Source organism: Streptomyces sp. NBC_01197 (assembly GCF_036010505.1).
GTDB lineage: Bacteria > Actinomycetota > Actinomycetes > Streptomycetales > Streptomycetaceae > Streptomyces.
Genome location: NZ_CP108569.1, coordinates 505,853 through 530,909 on the forward strand (window position 1 = coordinate 505,853; position 25,057 = coordinate 530,909).

Here is a 25,057-nt window from a genome sequence, read left to right on the forward strand (position 1 = left end):
TTGATGCGGGCGAACACACCGGTCAGCCACGAAAGGCGGGCACAGCATGACCACGGTCGAACTCACCAAGGAAAACTTCGACGACGTCGTGACCGACAACGACTTCGTCCTCATCGACTTCTGGGCTTCTTGGTGCGGCCCGTGCCGTCAGTTCGCCCCCGTCTACGAGGGCGCTGCGGAGCGGCACGACGATCTCGTCTTCGCGAAGGTCGACACGGAGGCCCAGCAGGAACTGGCCGCGGCATTCGAGATCCGCTCCATCCCCACCCTGATGATCGTGCGTGACAATGTCGCGGTCTTCTCACAGCCCGGCGCTCTGCCGGAAGCCGCTCTGGAGGATGTGATCGGACAGGCCCGCGCGCTGGACATGGACGAGGTCCGCAAGTCCGTGGAGAACGCGAAGGAGGCGTAGCGCCTCTCGCCCGGATCTTCGGATCACGGAGGACCCCAGGGGCCCGGCCACCCGGGTTCCGGTGGACGGGCCATGCCTGTCCACCGGAACCCGGGCCTCACGCCTGTCGGTGTCGCGGCGATCAGCGTTCGAGTACGAGCGCGAGGCCCTGGCCGACGCCGATGCAGAGGGCTGCCAGTCCGGTGCCGGAGCCGGCCGCGGCCAGCTGATGTGCGACGGAGCCCGCGAGCCGCGCCCCTGACGCGCCGAGCGGGTGGCCGATCGCGATGGCGCCGCCCCGCGGGTTCACGACGGCTGGGTCGAGTTCCGGCCATTCGGCCAGGCAGCCGAGCGACTGGGCGGCGAATGCCTCGTTCAGCTCGAAGGTGGTGAGGTCGGCGAATCCCCTGCCCGCCTTGGCGAGCGCCCGCCGGACCGCCTCGACCGGGCCGAGCCCGAACAGCTGCGGCTCGACACCGGTCACCGCGGACGCCCGGATGCGGGCGAGCGGTTCCCGGCCGGTGGCCCGCAGCCCCTCGTCGTCGACCAGCAGCAGGGCGGCCGCGCCGTCGTTGAGCGGGGACGCGTTGCCCGCGGTGACCGTGCCGTCCTTGCGGAAGACGGGCTTGAGCCGGGCGAGCGCCTCCATGCTCGACTCGGCGCGGATGCACTCGTCGCGTACCAGGTCGGCGCCGTCGTACGGCACGACCTCCCCGTCGTAGTGGCCCGTGTCCCAGGCCGCGGCCGCCTTGCCGTGGCTGGCCAGGGCGAAGGCGTCCTGCTGCTCCCGGGTGATGCCGTGCTTGTCGGCGATGAGTTCGGCGCCCTCACCGAGCGGGACTGTCCACTCGTCGGGCATCCGGGAGTTGGTCATCCGCCAGCCGAGCGTCGTGGAGTGCAGCTGCTGGTGTCCGGCCTGAAAGGCACGTTCGGGTTTCTGCAGCACCCAGGGGGCCCTCGACATCGACTCGACCCCGCCCGCCACGGCCACCGAGGCGTCGCCCACCGCGACGGCGCGGGCCGCCTGGATGACGGCTTCGAGCCCGGAGCCGCAGAGCCGGTTCACGGTGACACCGGGGACGGAGACCGGAAGTCCCGCCAGCAGCACGGCCATCCTGGCCACGTCACGGTTGTCCTCACCCGCGCCGTTCGCGTCGCCGAAGTACACGTCGTCGATACGCGACGGGTCGAGTTCCGGCGTCCGGTCCACGAGCGACCTGACGACGTGGGCCGCCAGGTCGTCGGGGCGCACCCCGGAGAGCGCCCCCGCGAATTTCCCGACCGGCGTACGGACTGCGTCGACGATGTACACGTCGCGGATGCTCATCGGACCTCTCCCATGCCACCGGGCTGTTCGCCAAGTGAACAATCGTTCATGACGGGTTACCGCCCGAGTGTCTGCCTGCCCTCCCTCCGTGTCAACGGCCGCCCAGGTCCGCCGGCGGCCCGGATCACTGCCGGGCGAGCACTTTCCAGAGGCCGGGATCCTCGAAGCCGAGCGCCCAGAGGGACGTGTTGCGCACCCCGTACTTGCGTACCGCCGCCAGCTGTACGGAGGCGCCCCGCGCATCCTGGTACCAGACGGTCCTGGGCTCCTCCCCGTCCCGGTACGTGAAGTGCGGGGTGCCCGACGCCGGGTCGAGCGCATAGGGCGCGCCCACCTGGCGGCGCAGCGCCTCCGCCTGCTTCCAGGTCACGTGCCGGGCCGCGCGGCTGCCGTCGGCCGGCCAGTCCCAGCCGTAGCCGGGCAGCGCCATCTCGATCTTTCCCGCGGGTACGAGTGCGGTCGCCCGGCGCAGGATGTCGCCGTACCAGGCCGTGCTGGAGAGCGGGCCGGGCGGGCCGCCCGACCAGTGCAGGTCGTACGCCATGATGCGCATCCGGTCCGCGGCCCGGCCGATCTCGGCGTAGTCCCAGATCCGGCCCGTGGCGGCCGTCTGCGGCGAGACGGTGACGACGCACTGCTTTTGCACCGCGTGCAGTTTCGCGCAGAGGCCGGTGACGAAGGCCGCGTAGGCGGCTCGCACCTTGCGGTACTCGGGTGTTGCGGTGGTGGTGATGGTCTCGTAGTCGAGATCGATGCCGTCGTAGCCGTGGCTCCGCGCGAGCCGGACCAGGGCCGCGGTGTGCGCGGCGCGCAGCGCGGGTGTGGTGAGGATGCTCGCCAGCCGGCCCGGCTTCATGGTGTCCATGTCCATGACCGTGGGGACGACATCGATCCCGGCGCGGTGCAGTCCGTTGATGATGCGCGGGTCGCCCGCACCGGGATGTCCTGAGATGCGGTCCGCCGCTGCGGCCTTGTACCAGAAGGGGCTGACGGTGTGCAGCTGACCGGCGTGGCGCAGGGCGTCCTGGTACCCGCTCTCCTGGTCCCAGTAGGGGAGCCAGGCCGAGGCGGTGCGGCTGGCGGCTCCGGTGTCCGGGGTGTCGCGCGGGCCGGATGCGGCCGCCCGGGCGGGGAGCGCCGTGGCCAGGGCGCAGACGACGGCCGTCAGTGAAAGGGCCATACGGGATGTACGTGCAGTGATCATGGGCAGAGAGTGGCGTCGCTTACCGGGTCCCGCCCTGCGGGATGCTCCGTCCAGGTTCTAACGTGACCCGGATGACGACGTATCAGGGTGACCACACCGACCTGCCCGGCAGCACGGGCCCGACCGCCACAACTGACGCCGAACCCCGGGACATCGGCCCCGTCAGGACCTCGTACGCCCCTGCCCACGACGGCGATCCCGACCCCGGCGAGATCGTCTGGACCTGGGTGCCGTACGAGGAGAACGACGGCCGCGGCAAGGACCGCCCGGTCCTGGTGGTGGCGAGGGAGGAGGCGGACACCCTGCTCGCCGTCCGCCTCTCCAGCAAGCCGCACGACACGGACCGGGAGTGGCTGGCGATCGGCGCCGGGCCGTGGGACCGCGAGGGGCGCGAGTCCTGGGTCGATCTGGACCGGGTGCTGCGGGTGCACGGGGACGGGATGCGGCGCGAGGCCTGCGCACTCGACCGGCCGCGGTTCGACGCCGTCGTGGAACGGCTCAGGGAGCGCTACGGCTGGAGCTGACGGGGCACCGGTCATGACAGCTGAACCGCGCAGGTCAGCGCCGCTGACCGGCACAGGCCATGACAGGGGCACCCCGGGTGGCCGAGCGGCACCCGCCGGACAGGGCCCGGCCGTGAAGGTTCCGGAAACTCCCGGGCAACAGCGTTTCCGGCCGCCCGGGGCGCTCTTGTGCGGACCGTCGGCAGTGGCTTAGGTGGGACGGAACGTTTTCCGGAAGGCACCGGACGACGGCTGAAGGTATCTTCGCCACGAGGAGCCGATCATGACTATGCCGCTGCTTACCGAGGTGGACGCGGAGCACCTGCTCCGATGTATCTGCTTCAAGACAGGACCGCCCCGTACGGTCGGGGTCGAGCTCGAATGGCTCGTCCACGACCTGCACCGCCCGCAGTCGCCGGTATCCGACGACCGGATCGGGCGGGCACAGACGGTGGTGCGCGCCCTGCCGCTCGTCTCAGCGCTCACCTTCGAGCCCGGCGGGCAGCTGGAACTCAGCTCGCTGCCCGCCACATCGCTGACCGAGTGCGTCGACTCGGTGTCCGCCGACCTGGCCGCGGTGCGCGGCGCGCTGCGCGGTGAGGGGCTGGTACTCACCGGTCTCGGCCAGGACCCCTGGCACCCGCCGCGCAGGCTGCTGCGCGAACCGCGCTACGACGCGATGGAGAAGTATCTGGACCGCCACGGGACCGCCGGCCGGTCCATGATGTGCGGTTCGGCCTCCATCCAGGTCTGCCTGGACGCGGGGCACGCCGAGCCGGGGCCGCTGGGCTACGGCAGGCGCTGGAAGCTGGCGCATCTGCTGGGCGCGGTGCTGGTGGCCGCGTTCGCCAACTCGCCGCACCGCCAGCGCCGTACCACCGGCTGGCTCTCCACCCGGCAGTCCCAGTGGGCCGACCTCGACCCGGTGCGGTCACTGGCGCCGGACGACGGTCCGGAGCCCCGGGATGCCTGGGCCGCGCACGTCCTGGACGCTCCGGTGATGTGCATCCGGGCCGACTCGGGACCATGGCCTGTCCCGGACAACCTCTCGTTTCGGGATTGGCTGCGTACCGGCCTGCCCAGGCCACCGACCCGTGAGGATCTGGACTACCACCTGACCACGCTGTTCCCTCCGGTGCGGCCGCGCGGCCATCTCGAACTGCGCATGATCGACGCGCAGGCCGGCGAGGACGGCTGGACGGTGCCGCTCGCGGTGACCGCCGCGCTCTTCGACGACCCGGCCGCCGCCGAGACCGTGTACCGCGCCGTCAAACCCCTGGCGGAGACCGCGGGCGGGGCACGCGCGCCACGCAACCCGCTCTGGGAGACCGCGGCCAGGTCCGGCCTCGCCGACCCCGAGCTGCGCGCCGCCGCGGTGCTCTGCTTCGCCGCCGCGCAGGAGGCGCTCCCCCGGCTCGGCGCCACCACCGCTGTGCAGGATGCGGTAGCCGCCTTCACCGAACGCTATGTCGCACGGGGCAGGTGTCCCGCCGACGATCTGCTGGATCCCGACCACGGGAAGGATCTCCGCCCATGACCGCCGACCCCACCGCTGTGCGCCGCAGCGCGCTCGACGCGCTCACCGCGGCGCGCAGCCGCACCAGCGCTCTGACGGACTGTGTCGAGGACAGCGAACTCACCGCGCAGCACTCGCCGTTGATGTCCCCGCTCGTCTGGGATCTGGCGCACATCTCCAACCAGGAGGAGCAGTGGCTCCTGCGGGCGGTCGCAGGCCGCGAGGCGATGCGCCCCGAGATCGACTCGGTCTACGACGCCTTCGAGCACCCGAGGGCCTCCCGCCCCTCGCTGCCGCTGCTCCAGCCCGCCGAGGCGCGCCGCTACGCGTCGGAGGTACGGGGCCGGGTCGTCGACGTACTGGAGAGCGCCCCGCTGCACGGGCGCCCGCTGGTCGACGCCGGGTTCGCCTTCGGCATGATCGCCCAGCACGAGCAGCAGCACGACGAGACGATGCTCATCACCCACCAGCTCCGCAGCGGCCCCACCGCGCTGACCGCCCCCGCGCCGCCGCGTACCGACAGCAGCGCCCTTGCGGACGAAGTCCTCGTCCCCGGCGGCCCGTTCACCATGGGTACGTCGGACGAGCCGTGGGCGCTGGACAACGAACGGCCCGCGCACCAGCGGCTCGTGCCGGCCTTCCATATCGACACCACCCCGGTGACCAACGGCGCGTTCCTGCGGTTCATCGAGGACGGCGGGTACCGCGACGAGCGCTGGTGGACGGAGAGGGGCTGGGACCTGGTCCGCGGCCATGATCTGGCCGCGCCGCTGTTCTGGCGCCACGAGGGCGGCCAGTGGCTGCGCCGCCGCTTCGGCGCCGTGGAGCCGGTGGCGCCCGAGGAGCCGGTGCTCCATGTGAGCTGGTACGAGGCGGACGCCTATGCCCGCTGGGCGGGGCGGCGGCTGCCGTCCGAGGCCGAGTGGGAGAAGGCCGCACGCCACGACCCGGCGACCGGCCGTTCGTACCGCTACCCCTGGGGCGACGAGGACCCCACCCCCGAGCGGGCGAACCTGGGCCAGCGCCACCTCGGCCCTGCCGCGGCGGGCAGCTACCCGGACGGTGAATCTCCGCTCGGGGTACGGCAGTTGATCGGCGATGTGTGGGAGTGGACGTCCAGCGACTTCCTGCCCTATCCGGGCTTCGTCGCCTTCCCCTACCGCGAGTACTCGGAAGTGTTCTTCGGCCCGGACCACAAGGTGCTGCGCGGCGGCGCGTTCTCCGTCGGTGAAGTGGCCTGCCGGGCGACCTTCCGCAACTGGGACCTGCCGGTGCGCCGTCAGATCTTCGCCGGCTTCCGGACCGCGAGGGATGCCTGATGTGCCGTCATATCGCTTACGTGGGGCCGCCTGAACCACTCGGCGAGGTGCTGTCGCGGCCCCCGCACTCGCTGGTCCGCCAGTCCTGGGAGCCGCGCAGGCAGCGCCACGGGACAGTCAACGCCGACGGGTTCGGGGTCGGCTGGTATGCCGATGACGACCCGCTGCCCGCGCGCTACCGGCGCGCCGGACCGATCTGGTCCGACCTCTCCTTCGCCGATCTCGCCCGGGTCGTACGCAGCGGGGCGGCGCTGGCAGCAGTCCGCGACGCCACCGAGGCGGGCGCCGACGGCGAGGCCGCGGCGGCGCCGTTCGCCGCGGGCCCCTGGCTGTTCAGCCACAACGGCGCGCTCACGGGCTGGCCCGTGAGCGCCGCACCGCTCGCCGCCGCGCTCCCGCCAGCCGAACTGCTCGGGATGGCGGCGCGCTGCGACTCCGCGCTGATCTGGGCACTCGTCCTGCACCGGCTGCGGGAGGGCGATCCGCTCGGCCAGGCGCTGGCCGACACCGTCACCGACCTCGCGGCTGCCGCGCCCGGCTCGCGGCTCAACCTGCTGCTGACCGACGGCGCCGCCATCGCCGCCACAGCCTGGGGCGACACCCTCTGGTATCTCACGGAGCCCGGCACGGCCGCCGGCGCGGCCGCCCGCACCGTCGTCGCCTCGGAGCCGTACGACGACGGTCCGGGCTGGCGCGAAGTCCCCGACCGCACCCTGCTCGTGGCCACCCGCACCGATGTCCAGCTGACCCCACTCAAGGAGCCCACGGCGTGAGTCCCTTCCAGCTGACCCGCACCCTGCCCGAGGACGCGACCGGGGCCGCCCTGCGCGCGGACGTGCTCCAGGGCCTGACCCGTACGCCCAAAACGCTGCCGCCCAAGTGGTTCTACGACGCACGGGGCAGTGAGCTCTTCGAACAGATCACCGCGCTGCCCGAGTACTACCCGACCCGGGCGGAGCGGGAGATCCTGCTCGCCCGCGCGGGCGACATCGCGGACGCCACCGGCGCGCGCACCCTGATCGAGCTGGGTTCGGGGTCGTCGGAGAAGACCCGGCACCTGCTCGACGCGCTGCCCGCGCTGGAGATGTACATCCCGGTGGACGTGAGCGGGAGCGCGCTCACCGCGGCGGCGGACGCGCTGCTCGCCGAGCGGCCGGGGCTCGCCGTGCACGCGCTGATCGCGGACTTCACCCGCGAGTTGGCGCTGCCGGCTGCTCCGGGGCCGCGGCTCGTGGTCTTCCTTGGCGGCACCATCGGGAATCTGCTGCCGCCCGAGCGGGCCACGTTCCTGCGCTCCGTACGGAGTCTGCTGGAGCCGGGCGACCACCTGCTGCTCGGCACGGACCTGGTCAAGGACGCGAGTGTGCTGGTCCCCGCGTACGACGACGCGGCCGGTGTCACCGCCGCTTTCAACAAGAACGTACTGAGCGTCATCGACCGGGAGCTGGGGGCGGACTTCGACCCGGACGCCTTCGACCATGTCGCGGTCTGGGACAGCGAGAACGAGTGGATCGAGATGCGGCTGCGGGCGCGCGGGGCGTTCACCGTGAAGATCCCTGAGCTGGATCTGGCGGTGCCGTTCGAGGCGGGCGAGGAGATGCGGACGGAGGTGTCCGCCAAGTTCCGCCAGGAGCGGGTACGGGCCGAACTGGACGCGGCGGGCCTCTCGCTGCGCCACTGGTGGACGGATTCCGGCGGGCGGTTCGCGCTGTCGCTCAGCGGTCCACCAGCTCGTCCGTGAGGAGCTTCGACGCCTTCTTCGCGGCCGTTCCCGCGTCCTCACCGGTGAGCACTGCCGTCATATAGGGCTTGATCGGGTTGTCCGCCTCGACCGCCGCCCAGCGCGGCGAGTTCGGGGTGGCCCGCCCGCGTGCCGCGCCCGCGGCCATCGCGGCCGTCCCCTCCTCGCCCTTGACCGCGCCTGCCAGCTTGGCCTTGTTGGGGACATAGCTCATGGTCCGGGCCAGCTCGGTCTGCCACTTGCGTCCGGCCAGAGCCTCCACGACGCCGACCGCCGCGTCACCGTGGCGCGCCTTGTCAGGAATGATCAGATCGGAGCCGCCGGTGAACACCTCCGACGGCTTGGCCGCCGTCCTCCCGGGGATAGGGAAGAAACCGAGCTTGCCCTTGAGCCGCGGATTGCTCTTCAGAATGGTCTGCGCCGTGCCGGGTACCGCGATGATCTGCGCGACGTCGCCGCCCGCGAACACGTCGGCCTGCTGCGGGTGGGCCTCGTCCGCGTTCCTGGGTCCGTCGCCGAGGCCCTGGAGCTTCTTGTAGAAGGCCATTCCCCGGATCGCGGCCGGGCTGTCGAGGGCGCCGGTGTAATTGCCGCCGGCCTCGTCGGCCAGCTCACCGCCCTCGTCCCAGATGAAGCCGGAGAGGGTGTACCAGTCCTGCCCGGCCAGATAGATCCCCTGCCGGCCGCCGTGGTTGAGCTCCTCGGTGTCCTTGATCCACTGCGTGCGGGTCTTCGGCGGTTCGGTGATCCCCGCGGCTCTGAACAGGTCCTTGTTGTAGATGACGACCCGGTTGGCCGCATACCAGGGGATGCCGTACTGGGCGCCGTCGATGCTTCCGGGGTCGGCGAGACCGGGCAGCCAGTCCTGGCTGCGGAGGTCGCGGGCCGATTCGAGGGTGAGGTCGCGCAGCCCGCCGCTCTCCGCGTACATCGCGACCTGGGTGTTGCCGACCTCGATCAGGTCCGGTCCTTCGCCGGACCGAAGGGCCGCCGTGACCTTGGCGCCGATGCCGCCCCACTCCTGGATCCGGACAGCCAGCCTGATGTCCTTGTGCTCACTCTCGTACTCCTTGGTGAAGTGCTGGACGAAGCCGTCGGACGCGCTGCCCTTCATCAGCCACACCGTGACGGTGGTGGTGCTGTCCCCCATGCCCGGCAGATGGCCGCAGCCGGTGAGCGCGGTGGCGGTGAGCGCGGTGGCGAGCAGGACTGCGCAGCTCAGGCCTGGACGGTTCTTCACGGAGGTCACCTCTGTCGTAAGGCACGGCAGTTCATGACCCGACGTGGGGGAAGCGCGGACGGCTTGATCGGGTTGGCTGGATTTTGGTACAGACCAATCCTTGCGGTCAAGCCCCTGGCGCCCGCACTTGCGATGACCGCCGGGGCCGGCGGCCGTCGGCGACGCGCGGAGTACGGCTCCGTACGGCACCGTGGAGGGGGGCGACGAAAGGAGCGGGTCATGACGGACCACACCTACCGGGTGACGGAGATCGTCGGTACCTCGCACGAGGGCGTGGACCAGGCCATCCGCAACGGCCTGGGGCGCGCGTCCGACACCCTCAGGGGTCTCGACTGGTTCGAGGTCACCGAGGTGCGCGGGCAGATCGTGGACGGCCGGGTCGAGCACTACCAGGTCGGCCTGAAGGTGGGCTTCCGGCTGGAGGACGAGGGGTGACCCGGAGCGCTCCCCCGTCTGACGGAAGAGCATGGGGAATGCCTGCCCGGCACGGACGTTGAACCCGTCGTGAGCTCTGCGATCTCTACGACCCCGTTCTCCGTACTGGACCGCTCGCGTACCCGCGAAGGCCGGGACGGCCCCGAGGCCCTGCGGGACACCGTGCGCTTCGCACAGCAGACCGAGGCGCTCGGCTACCACCGGTTCTGGGTCTCGGAGCACCACAGCGTGCCGGGCGTCGCGGGTTCGGCGCCCACGGTCCTCGCCGCCGCAGTCGCGGCCGCCACCTCGACGATCCGGGTGGGTACGGGCGGGGTGATGCTGCCCAACCACCGGCCGCTCGTGGTCGCCGAGCAGTTCGGGGTGCTGGAATCGCTCTTCCCGGGCCGGATCGATATGGGCCTGGGCCGGTCGGTCGGCTTCACCGACGGCATCCGCCGGGCGCTGGGGCACGGCAGGCAGGACGCCGAGGACTTCGCCGCCCAGGTGGCGGAGCTGCTGGGTTATTTCTCCGGCGACCAGGCCGCACACCCCCAGGTCCACGCCCGTCCGGCGGAGGGGCTGCGGCTGCCCGCCTTCGTTCTGGCGACCGGCGCAGGAGCACGGGTGGCGGCAGCGGCGGGACTGCCGCTGGTGATCGCGGCGGTGCGCGGCGAGGACGAGATGCTGCGCGCCGTCGACGGCTACCGCGACGCGTTCCGGCCCTCAGCCTGGGGCGGGCGCCCGTACGTCGTGCTCTCGGGCACCGTCGCGGTGGCCGCCACCACCGAGGAGGCCCGCCGGATCCTGCTGCCGGAGGCCTGGTCCACGGCCTTCTCGCGCACCCATGGCACGTTCCCGCCGCTCGCCCCGGCCGAGCGGATCACCGGTCTGCGGATGACCGAACGGGAACGGGCCCTTTTCGATGAGGCCCAGCGCGGTCAGCTGCACGGCACCGAGGACGAGGTGGCGGACGGCCTGGAGAAGCTGCTGAGCCGCAGCGGCGCCGACGAGTTCCTCGTCACGACCAGTACGTACGACCGCACGGCGCTGCTCGACTCCTACCGGCGGCTGGCGCGGATCACCCGCTGATCCACCGGGCCCGCGGCCGCCCCTCCCAGCCGGTCGAGGAGCCGCCTCCGGTTCGGATCGGCCAGCGCCCGGAATGCCTCATCCATGCTCACGCCCGAAGCACAGGCAACCATATGGTTGCCTATCAAGCGGAGGCTGCCCGTCCGGGCGCGGCTCCGGCTCTGCTACGGTTTCCGCATGTCAGTGATCCGTTGGTATCAGCGCTATGAGCCGGCTCCGGGTGGAGCCGGAGGTCACGTGCGCTGACCGACCGATCACCCGGAGCCAGCAAGGCAGAGACGCATCCGTCTCTGCCTTTCGTCGTAACAGGCGGGCTGGTACCGGGCAGCGTGTTCCCACGCAGACGGCCTCCCGCCGCAGCAGAACGGGAAGCCCCCATGAACACCTCCACCACCCATTCGTCCGACACCGGCGACCTGCGGGTCACCGGCTTCCAGCGCCTCGTCGCGCCGTCGGCCCTGCGGGACGCACTCCCCCTGGACGCCTCGCGCGTGGCGCTGGTCCGCGACAGCAGGGAGGCGGTGCGGTCCGTACTCGCCGGGGAGGACGACAGACTCCTCCTCGTCGTCGGCCCCTGCTCCGTCCACGACCCGGCGGCAGCACTGGAGTACGCCCGGCGGCTCGCGGCGGCCGCCGCACCGCTGAGCGGTGAGCTCTGCGTCGTCATGCGCGTCTACTTCGAGAAGCCGCGGACCACGCTCGGCTGGAAGGGGCTCATCAACGACCCCGGCCTGGACGGCACCCACGACGTGGAGCGGGGGCTGCGCACAGCCCGCCAGGTGCTGCTCGACGTGCTCGGCACCGGGCTCCCGGTCGGCTGCGAGTTCCTGGAGCCGACCGGCCCGCAGTACATCGCGGACGCGGTGTCCTGGGGCGCGATCGGCGCACGGACCCCGGAGAGCCAGGTGCACCGGCAGCTCGCGTCCGGGGTGTCGATGCCGGTCGGATTCAAGAACGCGACGGACGGCGATGTCCAGGCCGCGGTGGACGGCTGCCGGGCAGCGGCGGGCAGCCATGTGTTCTTCGGGATCGACGGCGAAGGCCACGGCTCGGTCGTCTCGACGTCAGGCAACCCCGACTGTCATGTGATCCTGCGCGGTGGCCGCGGCGGCCCCAACTACGGCCCGCAGGACATCGGCGACGCACTCGCGCTGCTGGAGAAGGCGGGAATGCCGGGCCGCCTGGTCGTCGACGCCAGCCATGCCAACAGCGGCAAGGACCCGGTACGCCAGGCGGAGGTCGTACGGGAGATCGCAGGACGGGTGGCCGCGGGCGAGGAGGGCATCGCGGGGCTGATGGTGGAGAGCTTCCTGCTGGAGGGCCGTCAGGAGCCGGGCCCGCTCAGCACCCTGACGTACGGCCGGAGCGTGACCGACGCCTGTGTCGGCTGGGAGGAGACCGAGCGCCTGATCGGCGAGCTGGCGGCAGCCGTCGTACGGCGGCGCGGTCGCTCGCCGCGGCAGACCGGGTGACGATGTGAGGGACACCGCTGCCCCTCGGCCGTGAGGGCGACCGCCCGCCGGTCGGCGCGGACCGCAGACAACAGGGGGATCCCCGCATGACCGGCAGCCAGGCCGCGCCCCCGCCGGAGCCCGCGCACCCCGCCGCGCGCTGGCGGTCCTGGCTGCTGGAGGGGCTGGTCGAGCAGTCGGCGCGACACCCCGGCCCGCACCGCACACCACCCGCCGAGAACAAGGGGCATGCCTGGTGGCGGGTGATGTGCCTCACCGGTGTGGACTACTTCTCCACGCTCGGCTACCAGCCGGGCATCGCCGCACTGGCCGCCGGCCTGCTCTCACCGCTCGCCACCCTGGTGCTGCTCGCCCTGACCCTCGGCGGCGCGCTCCCGGTGTACCGGCGGGTGGCCCACGAGAGCCCGCACGGTGAGGGCTCGATCGCCATGCTGGAACGGCTGCTGCCGTGGTGGGCGGGGAAGCTCTTCGTTCTCGTGCTGCTCGGCTTCGCGGCGACCGACTTCATGATCACGATCACTCTGTCGGCCGCAGACGCCTCCGCTCATGTGGTCGAGAACCCGTTCGCACCGCACTGGCTCCGGGGCGCCACCCTCTGGATCACCCTGACGCTGGTCTCCGGTCTCGGCGCGATCTTCCTCAAGGGCTTCAGGGAGGCCATCGGTATCGCGGTCGTCCTCGTGGCGATCTACCTGGGTCTCAATCTGGTCGTCCTCGCCAACTCGGTGTGGCTCGTGGCCACCCACCCCGTGGACGTGAGCAACTGGTGGCAGGCGGCGAGAACCGCGCACTCCTCGCCGCTCGCGATGATCGGTGTGGCGCTGCTCGTCTTTCCCAAGCTGGCACTCGGCATGTCCGGATTCGAGACCGGGGTCGCCGTCATGCCGCAGGTCAGGGGGGACGCGACCGACACGTACGCCAAGCCCGTCGGACGGATCCGGGACACCCGCAGGCTGCTCACCACCGCCGCTCTGATCATGAGCGGGTTCCTGCTGGTCTCCAGCCTGGCCACCACCATCCTCATCCCCGCGCCCGAGTTCAAGGCCGGCGGGCGGGCCAACGGGCGGGCCCTCGCCTATCTGGCGCACGAGCATCTGGGCCAGGTCTTCGGGACGGTGTACGACATCTCCACGATCGCGATCCTGTGGTTCGCCGGGGCGTCGGCCCTCGCCGGGCTGCTCAACCTCGTACCGCGCTATCTGCCGCGCTACGGGATGGCGCCCGAGTGGGCGCGCGCCGTCCGGCCGCTCGTCCTCATCTTCGTGGCCATCGCCTTCTTCGTCACCTGGCAGTTCGACGCGAACGTCGACAAGCAGAGCGGCGCGTACGCCACCGGGGTGCTGGTCCTGATGCTCTCCGCGTCCTTCGCTTCGACGGTCGCGGTCCTGCACCGGCGCCGCCGGCGGGCCGCCGCCGGCTTCGGTCTCATCACGGCGGTGTTCGCGTACACCCTGGTCGCCAATGTGATCGAGCGCCCCGACGGGCTGAAGATCGCCTCCCTGTTCATCGTCGGCATTCTGCTGACCTCGTTCGCGTCGCGTGTGCACCGCGCCTTCGAACTCCGCGCGGCCGAGGTCACATTCGACGACACCGCGGGCCGGCTGGTGGACGCGGCCGCCCGGCTCGGGCCGCTGCGCGTCATCGCCAACGAGCCGCACGAACGCAACGCGGCCGAGTACCTCGTGAAGGAGACCAGCCAGCGCGAGGAGACCCATATCCCCGAGGGGGGCCGGGTCCTCTTCCTCGAAGTCACCGTGCAGGACTCGTCGGACTTCACGGTGAGCATCCGGGTGACCGGCGACGAACGGTACGGGGTGCGCGTCCTGCGCGTCGTCGGGCCGGGCGTGCCCAACACCATCGCTGCGGTACTCCTCCAGCTCAGGGACCGCACCGGCCAGGTGCCGCACGCCTACTTCAACTGGACCGAGGGCAGCCCGGTCGGCCATCTGCTGCGTTTCCTGATCTTCGGCCACGGCGAGGTGGCCCCGGTGACCCGTGAGGTCCTGCGCCGGGCGGAGCCCGATCCGGCCCGGCGGCCCCGCGTCCACGTCGGCTGACCGGCGCCGGCCGAACCCGTGGGGTACCGGCCCGGCTGCCGTGCAGGGCAACCGCAACCAGCAGTCTCTAGAATTCCGGTATGCAAAGCCCTCATGACCCCTATGTCCGTGTCCGTGGTGCCCGCGAGCACAATCTGCGCGGCGTCGATGTGGACATCCCCCGTGACTCCCTGGTGGTGTTCACCGGGGTGTCGGGCTCGGGCAAGTCCTCACTGGCCTTCGGGACGGTCTATGCGGAGGCCCAGCGGCGGTACTTCGAGTCGGTCGCTCCGTACGCCAGACGCCTCATCCACCAGGTGGGGGCGCCGAAGGTGGGCTCGATCAGCGGTCTGCCGCCCGCGGTCTCGCTCGAACAGCGCAGGTCGGCGCCGACGTCCCGGTCATCGGTCGGGACCGTCACCACACTCTCGAACTCGCTGCGGATGCTCTTCTCGCGTGCGGGCGACTATCCGGCGGGGGCCGAGCGGCTCGATTCCGACGCGTTCTCACCGAACACCGCCGCCGGTGCCTGTCCGGAGTGCCACGGACTGGGCCGGGTGCACCGGACCAGCGAGGCGCTGCTGGTGCCCGACCCCGCACTCTCCATCAGGGAAGGTGCCATCGCGGCCTGGCCCGGCGCCTGGCAGGGCAAGAACCTCCGCGACGTGCTCGACGCCCTCGGGTACGACGTGGACCGGCCGTGGCGCGAACTGGAGCAGCAGGACCGCGACTGGATCCTCTTCACCGACGAGCAGCCGGTGGTGACCGTGCACCCGGTACGGGACGCGGGCCGCATCCACCGCCCGTACCAGGGCACGTACATGAGCGCGCAGCGGTATGTGCTGCACACCTTCGCGGACTCGAAGAGCCAGTCGCTGCGCTCCAGGGCCGAGCGGTTCCTGGCGAACGCCCCGTGCCCGGTGTGCGGAGGCCGCCGGCTGCGCCCCGAGTCGCTGGCGGTCACCTTCGCGGGCCGCACGATCGCCGGCCTCGCCGCGCTCCCGCTGTCCGGTCTGGCCGGGGTGCTGGCCGGCGAGGACGGCAGCGAGACGGCGAAGGTCCTGACCGCCGATCTGCTGGCACGCATCGCGGTCATTACGGAACTGGGCCTTGGCTATCTGAGCCTGGACCGCAGCACCCCGAGCCTTTCCTCGGGCGAACTGCAACGGCTACGGCTGGCAACGCAGTTGCGGTCGGGTCTCTTCGGTGTCGTGTACGTACTGGACGAGCCGTCGGCGGGACTGCATCCGGCGGACACCGAGGCGTTGCTGGTGGTGCTCGACCGGCTCAGGGAGACGGGTAACTCCGTCTTCGTGGTCGAGCACGAGCTGGATGTCGTACGCCGTGCGGACTGGCTGGTCGACGTGGGGCCGGACGCGGGCGAGCACGGCGGCCGGGTACTGCACAGCGGGCCGCCCGGACTCCTCGCGGATGTGGCCGAATCGGTGACCCGCCGCTATCTCTTCGACGAGTCCCCGGCTCCGGCGCGCGCAGCGCGGGAGCCGTCCGGGCTGCTGGAGATCGGCCCGGTGACCCGGCACAATCTCGACGCCCTGCGGGCCACGGTCCCGCTCGGCGTGCTGACTGCGGTGACCGGGGTGTCCGGCTCCGGGAAGTCCACCCTGGTCGGCGAGATTACCGGGGAACTGCCGGGTATGCAGCGGCTGGTGACGGTCGACCAGAAACCGATCGGCCGTACTCCCCGGTCCAACCTCGCCACGTACACCGGGCTCTTCGACACCGTACGGAAGCTGTTCAGCGCCACCGACGAGGCGCGGGCCCGCGGATACCGGGCGGGCAGGTTCTCGTTCAATGTGCCGGGCGGGCGGTGCGAGACCTGTCAGGGCGAGGGGTTCGTCTCCGTCGAGCTGCTGTTCCTGCCCAGTACGTACACGCCGTGCCCGGACTGCCACGGCGCGCGCTACAACCCGGAGACGCTGGAGATCAGGCACCGGGGCCGCACGATCGCCGAGGTCCTCGACCTGACGGTGGAGGCGGCCGCCGAGTTCTTCGCCGGTTCGCCGGCCGCCGCCCGCAGTCTGCGGACGCTGCTCGACGTAGGGCTCGGCTATCTGCGGCTCGGGCAGCCCGCGACCGAGCTGTCGGGCGGTGAGGCGCAGCGCATCAAGCTGGCGAGCGAGCTCCAGCGGGCCCGCGGGGCGCACACCCTGTACGTCCTGGACGAGCCGACCACCGGGCTCCATCCGGCCGATGTCGAGGTGCTGATGCGGCAGTTGCACGGCTTGGTGGACGCGGGCCACACGGTGGTGGTGGTCGAACACGACATGGCGGTGGTCGCCGGGGCCGACTGGGTGATCGACCTCGGCCCGGGCGGGGGCGGCGACGGCGGCCGGATCGTCGCGGCGGGTCCGCCGTCCGAGGTGGCTGCCGCCCCCGGCAGCCGGACCGCGCCGTATCTGACGCGCGCGCTGCGCGGGGTGTGACCGGACACCGTACGTCCGGTCACACCCCGCGCGGCGGCCCTGGAGTGAGTGGCTCCCGGGTCAGCGGCTGACCTTGCGGGTGGCCCGCAGCCACTCCTTGTTCATCGCGGTGATCGACGGCAGCGGGATGCCCTTGGGACAGGCGGTGGCGCACTCCCCGGTGAGGGTGCAGCCGCCGAACCCCTCGTCGTCCATCTGCGCGACCATGTCGAGGACCCGCGTCTCACGCTCGGGAGCCCCCTGCGGGAGCACGTTGAGGTGGTTGACCTTCGCCGACGTGAACAGCATCGCGGAGCCGTTGGGGCAAGCCGCCACACAGGCGCCGCAGCCGATGCACTCGGCGTGCTCGAAGGCGTAGTCGGCGTCCGGCTTCGGTACGGGCGTGGCGTGCGCCTCGGGCGCCGCGCCGGTCGGGACGCTGACGTAGCCGCCGGACTGGATGATCCGGTCGAAGGCGGAGCGGTCCACGACGAGGTCCTTGACGACCGGGAACGCCGAGGCGCGCCACGGTTCGACGTCGATGGTGTCGCCGTCCCGGAAGGAACGCATGTGGAGCTGGCAGGTGGTGGTGCGCTCAGGCCCGTGGGCGTCGCCGTTGATGACCAGGCTGCACGCGCCGCAGATGCCCTCGCGGCAGTCGTGGTCGAAGGCGACGGGCTGGTCGCCCTTGAGCGTGAGTTCCTCGTTGAGGGTGTCGAGCATCTCCAGGAACGACATGTCCGGTGAGATGTCGTCGACTTCGTAGGTGGTCATGGCGCCGGGGGCGGCCGCGTTCTGCTGGCGCCAGACGCGCAGGGTGAGCTTCATGCGTAGCTCCGCTGAGTGGGGTGGACGTACTCGAAGACCAGGTCTTCCATGTGCAGGACGGGGGCGTCACCGGTGGCGGTGAACTCCCAGGCGGCGGCGTACGAGAACTCCTCGTCGCGCCGCGCCGCCTCCCCGTCCGGGGTCTGCGACTCCTCGCGGAAGTGGCCACCGCAGGACTCCTCGCGGTGCAGGGCGTCGAGACACATGAGCTCGGCGAGCTCCAGGTAGTCCACGACACGGTTGGCGCGCTCCAGCGACTGGTTGAACTCCTCGCCGGTGCCCGGCACCTTGATGCGGCGCCAGAACTCCTCGCGGATCGCGGGCAGCCGGTCGAGGGCCTTGCGCAGGCCGTCCGCCGTACGGGCCATCCCGCAGAGCTCCCACATCAGTTCACCGATCTCCCGGTGGAAGGAGTCGGGGGTGCGGTCGCCGTCGACCGATAGCAGCAGGTTGAGCCGGTCCTCGGTCTCGGCGACGGCCTCGGCCACCGCCGGGTGGTCGGCGGTGACCTCATCGTGGTGCGGGTTGCGGGCGAGGTAGTCGTTGATGGTGGACGGCAGGACGAAGTAGCCGTCGGCGAGCCCCTGCATCAGCGCGGAGGCGCCGAGCCGGTTGGCGCCGTGGTCCGAGAAGTTGGCCTCGCCGACCGCGAACAGGCCGGGGATGGTGGTCTGGAGGTCGTAGTCGACCCAGAGCCCGCCCATCGTGTAGTGCACGGCCGGATAGATGCGCATCGGTGTCTCGTACGGGTTCTCCGCGGTGATCTGCGCGTACATGTCGAAGAGGTTGCCGTACTTCTCCTCGACTGCCCGGCGGCCCATGCGCTTGATCGCGTCGGCGAAGTCCAGGTAGACGCCCTGGCCGCCGGGACCCACGCCCCGTCCCTCGTCGCAGACGTTCTTCGCGGCGCGCGACGCGATGTCCCGCGGCACGAGGTTCCCGAACGAGGGGTAGGTGCGCTCCAGGTAGTAGTCGCGCTCGTCCTCGGGGATCTCGTTGGCGGGGCGGTTGTCGCCCTTGGCCTTCGGTACCCAGATCCGGCCGTCGTTGCGCAGCGACTCGCTCATGAGGGTGAGCTTCGACTGGTGTTCGCCGGTGCGCGGGATGCAGGTGGGATGGATCTGGGTGAAGCACGGGTTGGCGAACCAGGCGCCGCGCCGGTGGGCTCGCCAGGCCGCGGTGGCGTTGGAGTTCATGGCGTTCGTCGAGAGGTAGAAGACGTTGCCGTAGCCCCCGCTGGCCAGCACCACCGCGTCCGCGAAGTAGCTGGAGATCTTCCCGGTGATCAGGTCGCGGGCGACGATCCCGCGGGCCTTGCCGTCGACGACGATCAGATCGAGCATCTCGGTGCGCGGGTGCATCTCGACGGTGCCCGCGGCGATCTGCCGGGACAGCGCCTGGTAGGCGCCGAGCAGCAGCTGCTGCCCGGTCTGGCCACGGGCGTAGAAGGTACGGGAGACCTGGACGCCACCGAAGGAGCGGGTGTCCAGGAGTCCGCCGTACTCCCTGGCGAACGGCACGCCCTGGGCGACGCACTGGTCGATGATCTCCACCGAGATCTGGGCGAGCCGGTGGACGTTGGACTCGCGGGACCTGAAGTCGCCGCCCTTGACGGTGTCGTAGAAGAGCCGGTGCACGGAGTCGCCGTCGTTGCGGTAGTTCTTGGCGGCGTTGATCCCGCCCTGCGCGGCGATGGAGTGGGCGCGGCGGGGCGAGTCCTGGTAGCAGAACTGCACGACGTGGTAGCCCTGTTCGGCGAGGGTGGCGCCCGCGGAGCCGCCTGCGAGCCCGGTGCCGACGACGATGACGGTGTGCTTGCGGCGGTTGGCCGGGTTGACCAGCTTGGCCTCGAAGCGGCGGGTGTCCCAGCGTTCGGCGACGGGTCCCTGCGGGGCTTTGGTGTCGACGGCGGGGGCGCCGGTCACGTACTGCGTGTAGTCGGTCATGTCAGCTCACGACTCCGGTCATGACGGCGACGGGTACCGAGATGAAGCCCACCGTCAGTACCAGCGCGAGGATGTTGGCGATGGCCTTCAGCGCCCGGTCGCGGGTGGCTTTCCCCGCGCCGAGTGTCTGTGCCGCGCTCCAGAAGCCGTGCCTGATGTGCAGGCCGAGCGCGACCATCGCGACGATGTAGATGACGTCGCCGTACCAGGTGTGGAACGTCGCCACGACGTTCTCGTACGGGTGCCCGGGCTGGGCGTTGTTGTTGACGGTGAGGGTGGTGAAGTCCAGCAGGTGCCACACGATGAACAGCACGATGATGATGCCGCCCCAGCGCATGGTGCGGGTGGCGTAGCTGGCGCGCGGGCGCTTGTGTGCGTACGCGACCGGGCGGGCCCGCAGATCGCGGCGGCTGAGCTGGTAGGCGCAGACCGCGTGCAGCACCACCGCTGCGACGAGCACGACGCGGATGATCCAGAGCGCCCACTCGTAGTGCAGGAAGGGCTCGCCGATGGTGCGCAGCCAGTGCGCGTAGCTGTTGAACTGCCCGGAGCCGAAGAAGATCTTGAGGTTCCCCAGCATATGGACGACCAGGTACAGCAGCATGATCAGACCGCTCACGGCCATGATCGTCTTCTTGCCCACGGTCGATCCCCAGACCGATCGCGCCATGGAAGGCCGTTGGTCCGTCTTTGTTGCCAGTGCCATGTCAGAAGACGTTACGGCTCCGGGTGGCCAGAGGTCCAAGACATGAAACAGCTCATCTCCATAGGTGTTGGCTATTGTGGTCGGCTATCGTCGGAGACATGCAGCTCCAGCAGCTCGGCTACTTCGTCGCCGTCGCCGAGACCCGCCACTTCACCCGCGCCGCCGAGGAGCTGCATGTCGCCCAGCCCTCGCTCTCCCAGCAGATCAGGGCGCTGGAGAAGGAACTGGGCGCCGAGCTGTTCAGCAGGGCCCGGGGGAACATCGCCCTCACCGACGCCGGCGAGACGCTGCTGCCGCTCGCCCGGCGGATCCTCGCCGACGCCGAGACGGCCCGCCACGAGGTGCAGGAGCTGGCCCAGCTGAGGCGCGGCCGGGTACGTCTCGGCGCGACGCCCAGCCTCTGCACCGGACTGCTCCCCGATGTCCTGCGCACCTTTCACGACCGGCACCCCGGCATTCAGCTGGTGATCGAGGAGGGCGGCTCGCACGACCTCGTACGGGAGCTGGCGCGCGGCGCGCTCGACCTCGCGCTGGTCGTCCTGCCGCTGCCCACCCCGTCCCCGGCTCTCACCACCGTCGAACTGCTCCACGAGGACCTGGTCGTCGTCTCGTCACCCGCGGCCACCGCGCCGCGCTCACCCCTGCGGATCACCGATCTGGAGGGCGAGCCGATGGTGATGTTCCGGCACGGCTACGACCTGCGGGACCTCACACTGTCGGCCTGCCGTGCCAAGGGGTTCGAGCCGTACTTCACCGTCGAGGGCGGCGAGATGGACGCCGTGCTCGGCTTCGTACGGGCCGGGCTCGGCATCGCGGTCGTGCCCAGCATGATCGCGGCACGGGCCGGGCACGGGCTGCGGGTCACCCCGCTGGCCCGGCCCGGTCTGCGCCGTACGATCGCGCTGGCCCACCGCAGCGATGTGGCGCCGCCGCGTGCCGCCCGGGTCCTTCAGGACGTCCTGCTGAGCGGCGCACGGCCGGCCGGCCTGGATCAATGAGCGGCGCCGGGCCGCGCCGGGCCGCGGCCCGGCCGCGTCACACCGCGTCGGCCAGCGACAGGGTGTGAATCCGGTCGGGTGCGCCCGGCCGCGCGTAGTACCAGCCCTGGGCCGTGTCGCAGCCCAGCTCCTTCAGCTGGTCGGCCTGCGCCCCGGTCTCCACGCCCTCGACGGTGACCGCCAGCTCCAGGCTGTGCGCCAGCGCGACGATCCCCTCGACGATCTTGAGGTCGACCGGGTCGGCGGGATGCTGCTGCATCGACCGCGTGAACGACCGGTCCAGCTTCAGCACGCTCACCGGCAGTCTGCGCAGATTGGCGAGGTTGGAGTAGCCGGTGCCGAAGTCGTCGAGCGCGATGTCCACGCCCATGTCGGCCAGTTCCCGCAGCGGCTTCAGCAGATCGTCGTCGGCGCCGATCAGCGCCGACTCGGTGACCTCCAGGCAGAGGGCGCCCGGATCGAGGCCGGTGCGCTCCAGGACCGCCACCGTGTCGGCGACGAGCCCCGGGTGGTAGAGCTGGGTCGGCGAGAGGTTCACATTGATCCGCAGCGGGCCGCCGTCGCTGTGCGCGGGGTGCAGCTGCTGCCAGCCCCTCGCCTGCCGTACGGACTCCTCAAGCACCCAGCGTCCGAGCGGCACGATCAGTCCGGTGTGCTCGGCGAGCGAGATGAACCGGTCGGGCCCGAGTATCCCGTGCTGCGGATGCGACCAGCGCACCAGCGCCTCCGCCCCGTGCACGGTGCCGTCACCGAGGTGCACCAGCGGCTGGTACTCGATGAAGAACTCACCGCGCTCCAGGGCCGCGGGCAGCGCGGTGGTGAGCCCGTGCCGGGTGATGGCGCGGGCGTCCGCCTCGGCGTCGGCCAGCTGGAAGCGGTTGCCGCCCGCGGCCTTCGCCCGGTACATCGTGATGTCGGCGCTGCGCAGCACCTCGGCCGCGCTCTGCGTTCCGGACAGCCCCTCGACCACCCCGATGCTCCCCCGGACGGTCAGCTCGCGGCCGTCGATCCGGATGGGCGCCGCCAGCACCGACAGGATGCGTACGGCCAGCTCCTCGACCTCGTCGGCGGACTCGTACCCCGTGGTGAGCGCGACGAACTCGTCACCGCCGAGCCGGGCCACCATCTCGCCCGACGCCGTCGCGCAGCTCTGCAGCCGGTCGGCGACCTCGACCAGCATCCGGTCGCCCGCCGAGTGCCCGAGGCTGTCGTTGATCGCCTTAAAACCGTCGAGGTCCAGATAGCAGAGGCCGAAGCGCGTCCGGCCCGGCGCGGTGACCGCCTTGTCCAGCCGCTCGAAGAAGAGGGTTCGGTTGGGCAGTCCGGTCAGCGCGTCGTGCGTCGCCTCGTACCGCAGCCGCAGATTGAGCAGCCGCCGCTCGGTGGTGTCCTCGATGAGCGCCAGCTGGTACTGCGGCCTGCCTTCCGCGTCCCGCAGCAGCGACACCGTGAGATTGGTCCACAGGACGGTGCCGTCGTTGCGGTAGTACGGCTTCTCGACCCGGTAGTGCTCACGGTCGCCGCGCACCAGCTCGGCGTGCAGCCGCCAGACCTGCGGGGCGTCGTCGGGGTGCACCCACTCGTTGACCTTGCGGCTGCGCACATGGTGGTCGACCCCGCCGAACATCCGCAGCAGGGCCGAGTTGATCTCCAGAATGTTGCCGTCCAGGTCGGCGATGCCGATGCCGACCGCCGCGTCCTCGAACACCGCGCGGAAGCGCGTCTCGGTGACGTGCAGCGCCTTCTCGGCCGCGCTGCGCGCGGAGAGCGCCGAGCGGGCGATGGCCTCCTGCTCCGCGAGGGTGCGCTCGCGCAGCGCCTGGGCGAACCCGGCGGCCAGGGAGTGCTGGAGGCGGGCGCAGCGGTTGCGCATCTCCTCGGCGGTCAGGTCGGGTCCGGTGTCCCGCGCACCGCAGTAGAGCACCAGATACGAGTCGACCACCCCGAGAGTCCGGCTGAGGGCGTCGGGGTCGGTGCAGTGGGCGGCCACCAGATCACCGCCGACCCGGTGCGCGGGCGCCGGGTCGAAGGGCCAGGCGTGCAGCGCTTCGTTGAGGCCACGAGCGAGCGGCAGCAGGTGCTGCTCGAACTCCGGCCTGGTCAGCGAGGTGGCGGTGGACGGGAAGATGGCCCGGCTCCAGATGGTCGCGAAGCGGCCGACTCTGTCCTCGGGGCTGTCCTGGTCGGCCGCGGACGCCGACTTCTGCCTCGGCGGGTTCACGGCCTGAGTCCCACTCCCACGACACCCGCGAAGGCGTACGGGTCCTCCTGGTCAACCGGGGTGTCCGGCCGCCACTCCGGCATGGCGACCAGTCCGGGCTGTACGAGTTCGTACCCGTCGAAGAACCGGGCGACCTCCTCGCCCGAGCGCATCACCAGCGGGTTGCGGATGCTGCGGTAGACGCCGACCGCACCGCCCGCCTGCTCCTGCGGGACGGCCATCCGCTCGTACGACGCGTGGGTGAGGATCAGCAGGCTGCCGGGCGCGAGGGCGTCGCGGAGCGTGGCGACGGCCGTGTACGGGTCGTCGGCGTCCTCGATGAAGTGGAGTACGGCCACCAGCAGCAGCGCCACCGGCTGGTCGAGGTCGAGTACGGCCGCGACCTCCGGGGAGTCGAGGATCTCGTGGGGTTTGCGCAGGTCTGCGGCGGCCACCGCGGTCAGATCGTTGCCTTCGAGCACGGCCTTGCTGTGGGCGACGGCGACCGGGTCGTGGTCGACGTACACCACCCGGGAGCCGGGGTCGACGGCCTGGGCGACCTCGTGCACATTCCCGAAGGTCGGTATGCCGGAGCCGATGTCGAGAAACTGTGTGATTCCCCGTTCCACGGCGAACCGCACCGCACGGCGCATGAACGCCCGGTTCGCCTGCATCACCTTGGGAAGTCCCGGCATGAACTCCATGGCTTTGCGGGCGGCCTCGCGGTCCACCTCGAAATTGTGCGAACCGCCCAAGTAGTAGTCGTAGATCCGCGACACGCTCGGCACCGAAAGATCGATGCCCTGCGGGGCCCAGGCAGGACGCTCCATCAATGTCTCCAACAGTCGGCACGACGGTCGGCCATTGTCCATGGCCACTGTGGGGGCCGAATCTACTGACCACCCGGCAAGAGAGCGAGCAAAAACGGAAATTGGCGGTCCGTTATTGGTCACATACCGCTGGCAAGTGCTTCCGGCCTGCCGCCGCGCGCTCCATGCGAGCGTGGCGGAGCCCATCGTAAGCACCGTCCTCCGCGGCAATTCCCGCGGGTGACAAGTGAGATGGGCGGCTCAAACACAAAGACGCAGATATCCCCCCTTCCGGCGAATCGGCGACAACGCCCGAGTGCTGCCGCGCCGGGCGGATCATGCTGCTCGGCATGTACCGATCGCCGCGGACGCTCGTTCCGTTCACCGGCCGGCTGCTGGCGGTGGCGGGCCTCCTCTGGTTGCCGCTGATACCCGTGCCCGCAGTGGCTTCGGACTGCTCCTACGCCTCCATCTCCCAGTCGGGCCAAGCCGTTTCGGGCAGAGCGGTCGCCATCGGCGGGAGCAGCAGCTGTACGGCGGAGCACACCCACAAGCCGAAGCCCCCGCCACCACCGAAGCCGAAGCCGAAACCGCCACCCCCGCCGCCCCCGCCTCCCCCGCCACGGCCCGTGTACCACCCGCCGCCCGTCCAGCACCGAGCGCCGGCCCCGGCGCCACCGCCGGCCCCCGCACCACGGCCCGTACCAGCGAAGCCGTCCGTACGTCCGCGACCACCCGCGCCGAAGCCCGTGGCCCTCCCGGCGTACAAGGCCCCCGTGCGGAAGAAGCCGCACACCGGGCCGCCCATCGTCACGCTGATGCTTCTGGTGATGGCTCCCGCCGTCTTCGCCGTGGCCGTGCTGCGCCCGCGCTCCTCCCGCTGATCCGCCCG

The 25,057-nt window shown here is 71.1% G+C and carries 20 protein-coding genes; 12 read left to right on the plus strand and 8 right to left on the minus strand.

Going from position 1 to position 25,057, the window contains the following annotated elements:
- The first annotated feature begins 46 nt into the window (after positions 1-46).
- The gene (trxA, locus tag OG452_RS02345) at positions 47-412 is read left to right on the plus strand and encodes a thioredoxin (protein WP_327293910.1); all 366 of its coding nucleotides are present in this window, start codon (positions 47-49) and stop codon (positions 410-412) included.
- Positions 413-533: 121 nt separating this feature from the next.
- On the opposite strand, the gene OG452_RS02350 is transcribed toward trxA, so the two are convergent.
- Positions 534-1,718, minus strand: a complete 1,185-nt coding sequence (locus OG452_RS02350) for a thiolase family protein (protein ID WP_327293911.1) — start codon at positions 1,716-1,718, stop codon at positions 534-536.
- A gap of 124 nt (positions 1,719-1,842) precedes the next feature.
- The gene (locus tag OG452_RS02355; protein ID WP_327293912.1) at positions 1,843-2,922 is read right to left on the minus strand and encodes a glycosyl hydrolase family 18 protein; all 1,080 of its coding nucleotides are present in this window, start codon (positions 2,920-2,922) and stop codon (positions 1,843-1,845) included.
- Between the two features lie 71 nt (positions 2,923-2,993).
- Here OG452_RS02355 and OG452_RS02360 point away from each other — a divergent pair, with 71 nt between their 5' ends.
- The 5 genes from OG452_RS02360 (at position 2,994) to egtD (ending at position 8,001) form a co-directional block, all read left to right on the plus strand.
- Positions 2,994-3,446 (plus strand): type II toxin-antitoxin system PemK/MazF family toxin, encoded by a 453-nt coding sequence (locus tag OG452_RS02360; RefSeq protein ID WP_327293913.1) that lies wholly within the window; start codon positions 2,994-2,996, stop codon positions 3,444-3,446.
- 262 nt (positions 3,447-3,708) lie between these two features.
- Positions 3,709-4,962: an ergothioneine biosynthesis glutamate--cysteine ligase EgtA gene (gene egtA, locus OG452_RS02365; RefSeq protein ID WP_327293914.1), complete on the plus strand. Its 1,254-nt coding sequence runs from the start codon at positions 3,709-3,711 to the stop codon at positions 4,960-4,962.
- A complete protein-coding gene (egtB, locus tag OG452_RS02370) occupies positions 4,959-6,260 on the plus strand; it encodes an ergothioneine biosynthesis protein EgtB (protein WP_327293915.1) in 1,302 nt (433 codons plus the stop codon). The genes egtA and egtB overlap by 4 nt, the downstream gene beginning before the upstream one ends.
- Entirely contained in the window at positions 6,260-7,033 is a 774-nt protein-coding gene (gene egtC, locus OG452_RS02375) for an ergothioneine biosynthesis protein EgtC (RefSeq protein WP_327293916.1), read from the plus strand. Before egtB ends, egtC begins: the two co-directional genes overlap by 1 nt.
- Positions 7,030-8,001, plus strand: a complete 972-nt coding sequence (gene egtD, locus OG452_RS02380; RefSeq protein WP_327293917.1) for an L-histidine N(alpha)-methyltransferase — start codon at positions 7,030-7,032, stop codon at positions 7,999-8,001. The genes egtC and egtD overlap by 4 nt, the downstream gene beginning before the upstream one ends.
- Here the strand turns inward: egtD and OG452_RS02385 are convergent.
- Positions 7,976-9,241: an extracellular solute-binding protein gene (locus tag OG452_RS02385; RefSeq protein WP_327293918.1), complete on the minus strand. Its 1,266-nt coding sequence runs from the start codon at positions 9,239-9,241 to the stop codon at positions 7,976-7,978. The genes egtD and OG452_RS02385 overlap by 26 nt on opposite strands.
- A 219-nt stretch (positions 9,242-9,460) precedes the next feature.
- On the opposite strand from OG452_RS02385, the gene OG452_RS02390 reads away from it, so the two are divergent.
- From OG452_RS02390 to OG452_RS02410, 5 genes are all read left to right on the plus strand, one after another.
- Positions 9,461-9,676, plus strand: coding sequence for a dodecin (locus OG452_RS02390; RefSeq protein ID WP_327293919.1), 216 nt, complete (start codon positions 9,461-9,463; stop codon positions 9,674-9,676).
- 69 nt (positions 9,677-9,745) lie between these two features.
- Positions 9,746-10,747 (plus strand): MsnO8 family LLM class oxidoreductase, encoded by a 1,002-nt coding sequence (locus tag OG452_RS02395; RefSeq protein WP_327293920.1) that lies wholly within the window; start codon positions 9,746-9,748, stop codon positions 10,745-10,747.
- Between the two features lie 377 nt (positions 10,748-11,124).
- Positions 11,125-12,219 carry a 3-deoxy-7-phosphoheptulonate synthase gene (locus tag OG452_RS02400; protein ID WP_327293921.1) on the plus strand — a complete coding sequence of 365 codons (1,095 nt, stop codon included), beginning with the start codon at positions 11,125-11,127 and terminating at the stop codon, positions 12,217-12,219.
- Between the two features lie 86 nt (positions 12,220-12,305).
- Positions 12,306-14,276: an amino acid transporter gene (locus OG452_RS02405; protein ID WP_327293922.1), complete on the plus strand. Its 1,971-nt coding sequence runs from the start codon at positions 12,306-12,308 to the stop codon at positions 14,274-14,276.
- Positions 14,277-14,356: 80 nt separating this feature from the next.
- The gene (locus tag OG452_RS02410; RefSeq protein ID WP_327293923.1) at positions 14,357-16,699 is read left to right on the plus strand and encodes an excinuclease ABC subunit UvrA; all 2,343 of its coding nucleotides are present in this window, start codon (positions 14,357-14,359) and stop codon (positions 16,697-16,699) included.
- Positions 16,700-16,759: 60 nt separating this feature from the next.
- Here OG452_RS02410 and OG452_RS02415 read toward each other — a convergent pair whose 3' ends face one another.
- Genes OG452_RS02415 through OG452_RS02425 form a run of 3 tightly spaced genes read right to left on the minus strand, consistent with a single transcriptional unit; the run spans position 16,760 to position 20,158 of the window.
- Positions 16,760-17,506: a succinate dehydrogenase/fumarate reductase iron-sulfur subunit gene (locus tag OG452_RS02415; protein ID WP_327293924.1), complete on the minus strand. Its 747-nt coding sequence runs from the start codon at positions 17,504-17,506 to the stop codon at positions 16,760-16,762.
- A complete protein-coding gene (locus OG452_RS02420) occupies positions 17,503-19,452 on the minus strand; it encodes a fumarate reductase/succinate dehydrogenase flavoprotein subunit (RefSeq protein WP_327293925.1) in 1,950 nt (649 codons plus the stop codon). The genes OG452_RS02415 and OG452_RS02420 overlap by 4 nt, the downstream gene beginning before the upstream one ends.
- 1 nt (position 19,453) lies before the next feature.
- Positions 19,454-20,158, minus strand: coding sequence for a succinate dehydrogenase cytochrome b subunit (locus OG452_RS02425; RefSeq protein ID WP_327293926.1), 705 nt, complete (start codon positions 20,156-20,158; stop codon positions 19,454-19,456).
- 98 nt (positions 20,159-20,256) lie between these two features.
- On the opposite strand from OG452_RS02425, the gene OG452_RS02430 reads away from it, so the two are divergent.
- Positions 20,257-21,156, plus strand: coding sequence for a LysR family transcriptional regulator (locus OG452_RS02430; RefSeq protein ID WP_327293927.1), 900 nt, complete (start codon positions 20,257-20,259; stop codon positions 21,154-21,156).
- A 37-nt stretch (positions 21,157-21,193) separates the two neighbouring features.
- Here the strand turns inward: OG452_RS02430 and OG452_RS02435 are convergent, their stop codons facing one another.
- Positions 21,194-23,377, minus strand: a complete 2,184-nt coding sequence (locus OG452_RS02435) for a putative bifunctional diguanylate cyclase/phosphodiesterase (RefSeq protein WP_327293928.1) — start codon at positions 23,375-23,377, stop codon at positions 21,194-21,196.
- Positions 23,374-24,186, minus strand: coding sequence for an SAM-dependent methyltransferase (locus OG452_RS02440; protein ID WP_327293929.1), 813 nt, complete (start codon positions 24,184-24,186; stop codon positions 23,374-23,376). The genes OG452_RS02435 and OG452_RS02440 overlap by 4 nt, the downstream gene beginning before the upstream one ends.
- Between the last annotated feature and the right edge of the window lie 871 nt (positions 24,187-25,057).

Bases quoted from the DNA above. Each gene is read 5' to 3' on its own strand.
- trxA (WP_327293910.1), top strand. From the start codon at position 47: ATGACCACGGTCGAACTCACCAAGGAAAACTTCGACGACGTCGTGACC.
- OG452_RS02350 (WP_327293911.1), bottom strand. From the start codon at position 1,718: ATGAGCATCCGCGACGTGTACATCGTCGACGCAGTCCGTACGCCGGTC.
- OG452_RS02355 (WP_327293912.1), bottom strand. From the start codon at position 2,922: ATGATCACTGCACGTACATCCCGTATGGCCCTTTCACTGACGGCCGTC.
- OG452_RS02360 (WP_327293913.1), top strand. From the start codon at position 2,994: ATGACGACGTATCAGGGTGACCACACCGACCTGCCCGGCAGCACGGGC.
- egtA (WP_327293914.1), top strand. From the start codon at position 3,709: ATGACTATGCCGCTGCTTACCGAGGTGGACGCGGAGCACCTGCTCCGA.
- egtB (WP_327293915.1), top strand. From the start codon at position 4,959: ATGACCGCCGACCCCACCGCTGTGCGCCGCAGCGCGCTCGACGCGCTC.
- egtC (WP_327293916.1), top strand. From the start codon at position 6,260: ATGTGCCGTCATATCGCTTACGTGGGGCCGCCTGAACCACTCGGCGAG.
- OG452_RS02390 (WP_327293919.1), top strand. From the start codon at position 9,461: ATGACGGACCACACCTACCGGGTGACGGAGATCGTCGGTACCTCGCAC.
- OG452_RS02400 (WP_327293921.1), top strand. From the start codon at position 11,125: ATGAACACCTCCACCACCCATTCGTCCGACACCGGCGACCTGCGGGTC.
- OG452_RS02405 (WP_327293922.1), top strand. From the start codon at position 12,306: ATGACCGGCAGCCAGGCCGCGCCCCCGCCGGAGCCCGCGCACCCCGCC.
- OG452_RS02410 (WP_327293923.1), top strand. From the start codon at position 14,357: ATGCAAAGCCCTCATGACCCCTATGTCCGTGTCCGTGGTGCCCGCGAG.
- OG452_RS02415 (WP_327293924.1), bottom strand. From the start codon at position 17,506: ATGAAGCTCACCCTGCGCGTCTGGCGCCAGCAGAACGCGGCCGCCCCC.
- OG452_RS02420 (WP_327293925.1), bottom strand. From the start codon at position 19,452: ATGACCGACTACACGCAGTACGTGACCGGCGCCCCCGCCGTCGACACC.
- OG452_RS02425 (WP_327293926.1), bottom strand. From the start codon at position 20,158: ATGGCACTGGCAACAAAGACGGACCAACGGCCTTCCATGGCGCGATCG.
- OG452_RS02430 (WP_327293927.1), top strand. From the start codon at position 20,257: ATGCAGCTCCAGCAGCTCGGCTACTTCGTCGCCGTCGCCGAGACCCGC.
- OG452_RS02440 (WP_327293929.1), bottom strand. From the start codon at position 24,186: ATGGAGCGTCCTGCCTGGGCCCCGCAGGGCATCGATCTTTCGGTGCCG.